General features: G+C 44.1%; 11 protein-coding genes. All 11 read right to left on the minus strand.

Annotated elements, in window-relative coordinates:
* Nucleotides 1-18: 18 nt before the first annotated feature.
* Nucleotides 19-717 (minus strand): hypothetical protein, encoded by a 699-nt coding sequence (locus tag ACQW03_RS26195; protein ID WP_441952832.1) that lies wholly within the window; start codon nucleotides 715-717, stop codon nucleotides 19-21.
* Nucleotides 718-785: 68 nt separating this feature from the next.
* Nucleotides 786-986 carry a hypothetical protein gene (locus ACQW03_RS26200; protein ID WP_441952834.1) on the minus strand — a complete coding sequence of 67 codons (201 nt, stop codon included), beginning with the start codon at nucleotides 984-986 and terminating at the stop codon, nucleotides 786-788.
* Between the two features lie 64 nt (nucleotides 987-1,050).
* Nucleotides 1,051-1,287, minus strand: a complete 237-nt coding sequence (locus tag ACQW03_RS26205; RefSeq protein ID WP_441952836.1) for a hypothetical protein — start codon at nucleotides 1,285-1,287, stop codon at nucleotides 1,051-1,053.
* Nucleotides 1,284-1,445: a PTS ascorbate transporter subunit IIC gene (locus tag ACQW03_RS26210; protein WP_441952838.1), complete on the minus strand. Its 162-nt coding sequence runs from the start codon at nucleotides 1,443-1,445 to the stop codon at nucleotides 1,284-1,286. Before ACQW03_RS26210 ends, ACQW03_RS26205 begins: the two co-directional genes overlap by 4 nt.
* Before the next feature lie 132 nt (nucleotides 1,446-1,577).
* Nucleotides 1,578-1,703, minus strand: coding sequence for a hypothetical protein (locus ACQW03_RS26215; protein WP_323873226.1), 126 nt, complete (start codon nucleotides 1,701-1,703; stop codon nucleotides 1,578-1,580).
* Between the two features lies 1 nt (nucleotide 1,704).
* Nucleotides 1,705-2,049, minus strand: a complete 345-nt coding sequence (locus tag ACQW03_RS26220; RefSeq protein ID WP_441952840.1) for a hypothetical protein — start codon at nucleotides 2,047-2,049, stop codon at nucleotides 1,705-1,707.
* A gap of 770 nt (nucleotides 2,050-2,819) precedes the next feature.
* Nucleotides 2,820-3,404: a hypothetical protein gene (locus tag ACQW03_RS26225; protein ID WP_441952842.1), complete on the minus strand. Its 585-nt coding sequence runs from the start codon at nucleotides 3,402-3,404 to the stop codon at nucleotides 2,820-2,822.
* Between the two features lie 110 nt (nucleotides 3,405-3,514).
* A complete protein-coding gene (locus tag ACQW03_RS26230) occupies nucleotides 3,515-4,099 on the minus strand; it encodes a hypothetical protein (protein ID WP_441952844.1) in 585 nt (194 codons plus the stop codon).
* Nucleotides 4,100-4,216: 117 nt separating this feature from the next.
* Nucleotides 4,217-4,393 (minus strand): hypothetical protein, encoded by a 177-nt coding sequence (locus ACQW03_RS26235; RefSeq protein WP_441952846.1) that lies wholly within the window; start codon nucleotides 4,391-4,393, stop codon nucleotides 4,217-4,219.
* Nucleotides 4,390-4,638 (minus strand): hypothetical protein, encoded by a 249-nt coding sequence (locus ACQW03_RS26240; protein ID WP_441952848.1) that lies wholly within the window; start codon nucleotides 4,636-4,638, stop codon nucleotides 4,390-4,392. The genes ACQW03_RS26235 and ACQW03_RS26240 overlap by 4 nt, the downstream gene beginning before the upstream one ends.
* A gap of 73 nt (nucleotides 4,639-4,711) precedes the next feature.
* Nucleotides 4,712-6,364, minus strand: coding sequence for a replication initiation protein (locus ACQW03_RS26245; RefSeq protein ID WP_441952850.1), 1,653 nt, complete (start codon nucleotides 6,362-6,364; stop codon nucleotides 4,712-4,714).
* Between the last annotated feature and the right edge of the window lie 17 nt (nucleotides 6,365-6,381).

Consider the following 6,381-nt stretch of genomic DNA (forward strand, 5'->3'; position numbering starts at 1 on the left):
GACATTCCAGAGCCTTTTTTATGTTCTCGCATGGATCACATTGTGATGAGCTGCCGCCATCGGGCCCACCGGAATCGTCTCCCCCGGAATCATCTCCCGGATCAGTGGCTCCCCCATCATCACTACCGCCTGAGTCGTTGCCGCCAGGGTTTGTTGTACCTGTGTCGCCGCCACTGGAACCGCCTCCGGTGTCACCACCGCCACCTGTCGGCGGTGTAGGCGTTGTTTGTCCTCCACCGCCCGTGTCGGGGGGCTTGTTGTCCCTCCTTGCTCCGCATCCGGCAAGAACCCGTATTCGGCAAGTTTAAGGAATTTTTCTGCGCTGCCATCGGATGTAAGAGAGATAGATACACCCTTGCTTTTATGCGCCCTAAACGCTGTTGTGCCAACGTCTACGGGTGCCCCGTCCGTCGAACTGGTTATTTTCATTTTGTATCCATCGCCAAATGTCACCGTAGCATATACCTTGTTGCTTAAAGCTCCTTTGACCCTAAAACGTATACTGGCTATGTAGTATTTTCCGCCACCCTCGGACGGTACAAATTTGGTACCTCCCCCCGAAGTTTTAGCAGCGAAAGTACCAGATGTACCTTTCGGTATAGTCACCTCAAAACCACCATCAGGCACTTTAATATTGCCTTTCGGCACGGCTGCGGAAGCCAGCACCGGAATATTAAGCAGCATAATAATTAACAGTGTTAACCATATTTTTTTCATCGCTTCTACCCTCTCTGTAAAAATAGCCCAGACAGTAAATCGTCTGGGCTATTTGTGATACTGCATTTTTACTTAGTGCCAGCGGCCGACTTACCTTTTTTAACCAGCCAAAAAATAAAGCCGATGATGATTGACGCAAACGAAATACCAATCCCGATTGCTGTCCATCCACCAAACAGACCCATAAAGCCGGATGCTGCGGACAAGCCGTCTGCTGGCGTTAAAGGTAAAGTAACCCCCGATAGATCCACTACTGCTGCTGCTGCCATAATAAAATTCCTCCTTGGAAAGTTGTTGTTTTTTTATATAGAGAAGGGTTGCCCCTGAACTCACTTAGTAATAATCAAATTCATCGTCTTCATCGCGTGATTGACGATTCGCATTGTGAAAAATGTCAATGATGACGTACAATACCATGCCTGCAACGATCACCGCGATAATCGTCATGATGATCGGCATATTGTACTTAATAAAATATTTCGTGAATTGGAAAATCTCAGTCATACGATCTTGGTCAAAAAAGGACTTCGGATAGTTCACAGTTGGGTCTGCAATTGGGCGTAGATTCATGTTTTCTTACCCCTCACGGCATTAACAATGACCGTCATAAGCATACCCACCACGACGACCGCAACCACGACCATGACGAAATTGGAACCCGTTTTCATGAAGTTCTTCCACATGCTCCAAAAGAAATTCCAGTCCCAAATATCAGAAATGTCCATCATTGTATCTATCACCCTCCCTTGTTCTGTGCCAGAGCGTAAAGGACGTAGCAACTACGCCAAGACCTGAACAAAAGGCAGCCAGCAATTTGATTAAATCTTTATTCCCCAGGAACCAGACCAAAGCGGCCCCGATCAGCGTTTCCATCCTTTGGCCACCTCCAGCAAGAAATGTCCCATCATGGACACCGCCACGGGTAATGACAAAGCAAATGACAACGCAATGGCTGTCGACTTGGGATCTAAATGGATGAATGACACGTTATCCTCTCCCCGTCGATAGTTTAAGCAACCATTGCAAGACCAGGAATGCCAGGACTAAAAAAAGACCAGCGCTGACAAGCGCATCCCCTAGAGTCATTTCGTTACTAAAGGCGATAAAATCCCCGTTTGGAAGCTCCACCAGTTGTTGACTACGCAGTTCCAAAGGCTGGTTAACTACGTATACATCTTTCGTTACCGCTGGTGCTTCCGGCATGATAATAGGTTCGGCTTGCTGTGGGTTTGGCTGTTGGATAGCCGTATCCGGCTGCACGACCGAATCTGTATGTACCTCCTGCGCCGGAATGGACGGTTCCGGTTGTGCTGGAGCTTCATCGTGGTTCATTTTTCACCCCCACACTGAACGCAAAAAAGAGGCGCAGCCTATAAGCGGCTGCGCCTCATTATCTCTCAAAAAATACACACCTAAAGAAATTTTTACCATATTGCTACTATTGCAACACAGGAAAAAATAACATAAAGTGTTCTGAGGGACGAGCGAGGGCATTTCGCTCCGACCTATGGGACAATGAAAGCTACCAACTTTCATTTCCCGACGAAAGTCCTGTAGATGTTATCAGCATCTAACAGGGCTTTTTTGCTATTCAGGTTTTTAGTTATCTACAGAATAGACCATCTTTTGCTATTTGTCACCGTGCTGTATCCTACAATAGTTAGAAAGCAGCACGTTTCCGAAAAATCGCACAAATTTTCTTGTGTTTGGACATCCATCCTAATTACTAGGATGGAACACTAAAAACGAGAACGTATTTTCCGTTCTTGTTTACTATAAAAAAAAAATTAGGACTTGTCTATATTTTTTTGGGTAATTTTACCCAAGTATTTTTCGTTGATTAGTCTTTCTATCACATGTTTTACGTTACCTTCCTTTTCTAGCTCAGTTATAACTTTTTGCTTTAGGTTAATGCAAACACTTCTAGTTAATTCACTTTCCGGTTTCCTACTGCGAGCCAAAAAACCTCTCCCTTTCGCATCCCTCTCCTTTTCTTTTTTTTCTTTTCAGCATACACCAAAAAACGGCATTCTCCCAAACAGAGAAATACCGTTAGCATGTCCATACCGTGCTGCTTTCTAAAGAGATATATATCTCTCCCTCTATCCCCGTCCCGGCGTGTAAATATCGCGTTCCCTTTGCTTCTTTCGATTCCACTCCGTTTCTGGATCAGGTCCACCCTGTTCCGGCTTGTCTGTGCTGCGGCGCAAGAATTGCCACCACTTCCGTTCTTGTGAAGCAGCTAAAAGCTGTTTCGTTGCTTCTAATTCCTTTTGTAAAGCGGCTATACCATTGCTTTGAAGCTCCATTTGTTCTCTCATACTCGCCATATCTCCGGCCTGTTGTTGGCTGCGCTCTGCCATCTGCTTGAGCAGCTCAATCGCCTGATCATATCGCTTATCATGACGACTTTCCCCGTTTATTACGGGCATATTTCCATCGCCCGTATCGGATAAAAATTGCATATGCCTAGCCGTGACAATCATTGCAGATTTTTCAACGCTTATACCGCTATCCTTGCATAGCGTAGCGAGTTCTCGCATAACCATAGCGTCTTTTTCCGTATAACTCCGATTGTTACTATCGCTACGCTCTAGCAAGTATCCCGCCTTTTCCAAAGCCATAGCATATTTGCGTACCGTAACGGCCTTAACGCCTAAAAAACTTGCTACGTCGCCTGTTTTCATGTTTATACACCGTCCTTTCATAGTGTTACACTCTATCAAAAAACCCGTTACGCCTATGATATGCCCCGTACATAATGAATAGCAACCAGGGTCCCTGGCTGCTCATAAAATTAAAAATCCATACCTCCACCACCACCGCCGCTGTCGCCGCCGTAAGAGTCGCTAGAATGGTCTGTATAGCTGTGATGGCTACTATGACTATCATAACTATTGTGGCTACTAGAATGGCTGCTATGGTTGTTAGAACTGCTTTCAAAGGCGTTGCTTACCGCACTACCAATGATCAGGCCTGTTATCAGGTCGTTATTGCTTCGGTCTGAAACAGATTCACTCCTTGCGTTTGAACTCCATTTCCCCCGAACCCTGGAACGATCCGCGACATCTGGATCATTTGGATAAATTTCTGCATCACTCACAAAAACTTTTTCACCGCCTGGCGTTTTAACAAAATACCCGCCATTTGTCCTGATTACAGGTTCTTCCGGCTCGGGTTTAGGTTGATATTCACCCCTACCACCCTCATCAAAACCTCCATATTTCAACATCTTAACAAGAGCAAACGCAATTCTTATAGCGATAAAGGCACCTGCCATTACAAGCAAAACATGAAAACTAAAACTAAATATTTCATACAAATTTGACATACCGTCAAATATTGGCGATAGATCAAGTTCAGGTGTATTTTGTTCTTTCATCCGATAAGCTCCAATCTCTATTTTCTACGCGATGATATTTCGCAAAATTTAAGATAAATCCAAGAAAGACCAACTACGCAAATAAGCAACAAAATGCAGGAAATAATGTCCTTAATGTTACTGTCCATTTTCTTTCTCCAAAGTCCCATCCACAAAACCGCACATATAACCAGCCGCCAGTAAGTTCATATCCCGTTCGCTTTCTACTCGGATTCCCAGGACAAACTTCTCGGAACGTATCTTCGATTCGGCCATAACTTTAGCTTTTTTCTCTATACGATCTCTATTAATCATGATTTTACCCTCTCAAATTCCACAGATATTCTTTCCAGCAAACTATCCATTTTCACCCTAAAATACTTTTTAGACCCTTCATATCCACGCTTAAAGCCTATATCATTTCCCTCGCTATAACCGTCCCTATAAGCTTCTTTAATAGACATTTTTACGGCAGCCATATCATTATCGCTAATATCAAGTTTATTCAAAAATTCCATTTGGTCATTCACATATTTCGACTCTTTTTCCATATAGCTCATACCCTGCATCCCCTTCCATGTGATATAATATAAGCAACGATAATTTGAAATGAAGGCTCTCCGATCCCCACGATCAGAGGGCTTTTTCTTTTGTAAAATCAAACCCGACTTGTACGCCTCGGCTCACTTCACCCTCTACAGGCATACGCTTTTTAGGATTCTTATTCTTTGTAAATTCCTTTTCATCAAATTTGAATTTCTTCGTGGCAAACCAACCTGGCAAACCATCTGGAAACACGTTGTATTCCAGTTCTAAGCGCTCTTTTGGATCAAGCTGTACATAAGCATTCCATATACTTTCTTCCGTTTGCATACCATCCGGCTGCTTACCCATAAGCAACATTTGTCGTTCTTCCTCAGCCATTTGCAAAGGTTCAACTTCCGGCATAATAGGTTCACTTATCGGCTCTTTCTTCTGCAACAGAACCGCTTGATCTTCACCTATTACCTTTTCGATATTATGCAGCTTCGATTTAGTAAGCAATTCATTCAAAAGCTCCACCTTATTCGTCGTTTTCCGTTTTTCTGCCATTTCAGCTTTTAACAGTTTCGTATCCATGTAGAGCCTTCGTTTTTGCAAAACATCATCTTCAAAATTTTTTTTTTTGTCCTGCTCATACTCATGAACCATCGTTTGAAACACTTTCATTGCTTCAATCATCATGTCCGCATCTTCCGGCAAGTTCTCGGTAAAAATAAGCTTTTGCATCCGTCCACGAATTTGGGCAATTTCCCTTTCTTTGGTCGTGTCTATATCCTTTAACCGGAACAAATGATCTCGGCATTCAGTAAACTGGTGCGGATCGCCTTTTTGAAGAACTTTCCAAAATGCAGAATTATGTGTAAACTTGCTGCCGACCAAGTGTGACCACAGCATAGACAGGCCATCCAGACGCAAAAGAAAATCCATGCTGTCAAAAACATTTTCTTCGCCCGTTTCGCTGTTAGCCAGCCCTTTGAGCCAGTCCCTATGTACTTCAAATTCGACGTTCCAGACCTTATCAGGGTTCATGCCTTTATCCAAGTAGATCTGATTGAAGTAGTCTTTTCCCTTTTTCTTGATCTCAACTGACTTATTATAAATACGCAGTTGCAGTCTGCTCCGATCTCCAAAATACGCTGTCTCAAATATCCCTGTAAACGGGTCTATACGTAGCGCATCCGGCTTGTTATCGTCTGCCACGTTCCTCGGATAGTCCATACCTCGCAGATCGTCCAATGTCCACTGAAATTGATCCGAATGCACACACAAGTCAATACGATTCGGTTTACTACCCTCATAGGCAAAACCCATACCTGTCAGGACTTCTAGCGACTCCAGAAAAGCATCTTGCGCGCCCAGCTCCCACAGCTTAAATTGGTTAATCTGAACTTTAATTGGGAAAGTACCGTCATTCCGGCGTTTCTTCGCAAAAAATATAGCCATGTCCTGGTTACGCACCTGATAAGCGTATATAGGCCGCTGTCCTCCGGCTTCGATCTGGAAGGTGGCCGGATACTCATATCTCCCCAACTTGACCTGGATTACGTCCGGCTGGCCTTCTTCTGCGTTCTCCTTGCCTTCGATCAACGTTTGCATCAGACCGGATGCCATGACTTCATCGTAATTCCAGGCATCGCACGTGTACCATAACGTATCAACATTAAAAACAAAGCGGCTCGGGTCTGGAGCAAATTGCTTCTTCCCTCTCGCCGACCCTGCCTTTTTCGTATAGCTTGATGGCATAAAAAACTCCCCTTAGA

This window comes from Paenibacillus sp. DRB1-1 (assembly GCF_052119485.1).
GTDB lineage: Bacteria > Bacillota > Bacilli > Paenibacillales > Paenibacillaceae > Paenibacillus > Paenibacillus polymyxa_B.

Bases quoted from the DNA above. Each gene is read 5' to 3' on its own strand.
- ACQW03_RS26195 (WP_441952832.1), bottom strand. From the start codon at position 717: ATGAAAAAAATATGGTTAACACTGTTAATTATTATGCTGCTTAATATT.
- ACQW03_RS26200 (WP_441952834.1), bottom strand. From the start codon at position 986: ATGGCAGCAGCAGCAGTAGTGGATCTATCGGGGGTTACTTTACCTTTA.
- ACQW03_RS26205 (WP_441952836.1), bottom strand. From the start codon at position 1,287: ATGAATCTACGCCCAATTGCAGACCCAACTGTGAACTATCCGAAGTCC.
- ACQW03_RS26210 (WP_441952838.1), bottom strand. From the start codon at position 1,445: ATGATGGACATTTCTGATATTTGGGACTGGAATTTCTTTTGGAGCATG.
- ACQW03_RS26220 (WP_441952840.1), bottom strand. From the start codon at position 2,049: ATGAACCACGATGAAGCTCCAGCACAACCGGAACCGTCCATTCCGGCG.
- ACQW03_RS26225 (WP_441952842.1), bottom strand. From the start codon at position 3,404: ATGAAAACAGGCGACGTAGCAAGTTTTTTAGGCGTTAAGGCCGTTACG.
- ACQW03_RS26230 (WP_441952844.1), bottom strand. From the start codon at position 4,099: ATGAAAGAACAAAATACACCTGAACTTGATCTATCGCCAATATTTGAC.
- ACQW03_RS26235 (WP_441952846.1), bottom strand. From the start codon at position 4,393: ATGATTAATAGAGATCGTATAGAGAAAAAAGCTAAAGTTATGGCCGAA.
- ACQW03_RS26240 (WP_441952848.1), bottom strand. From the start codon at position 4,638: ATGAGCTATATGGAAAAAGAGTCGAAATATGTGAATGACCAAATGGAA.
- ACQW03_RS26245 (WP_441952850.1), bottom strand. From the start codon at position 6,364: ATGCCATCAAGCTATACGAAAAAGGCAGGGTCGGCGAGAGGGAAGAAG.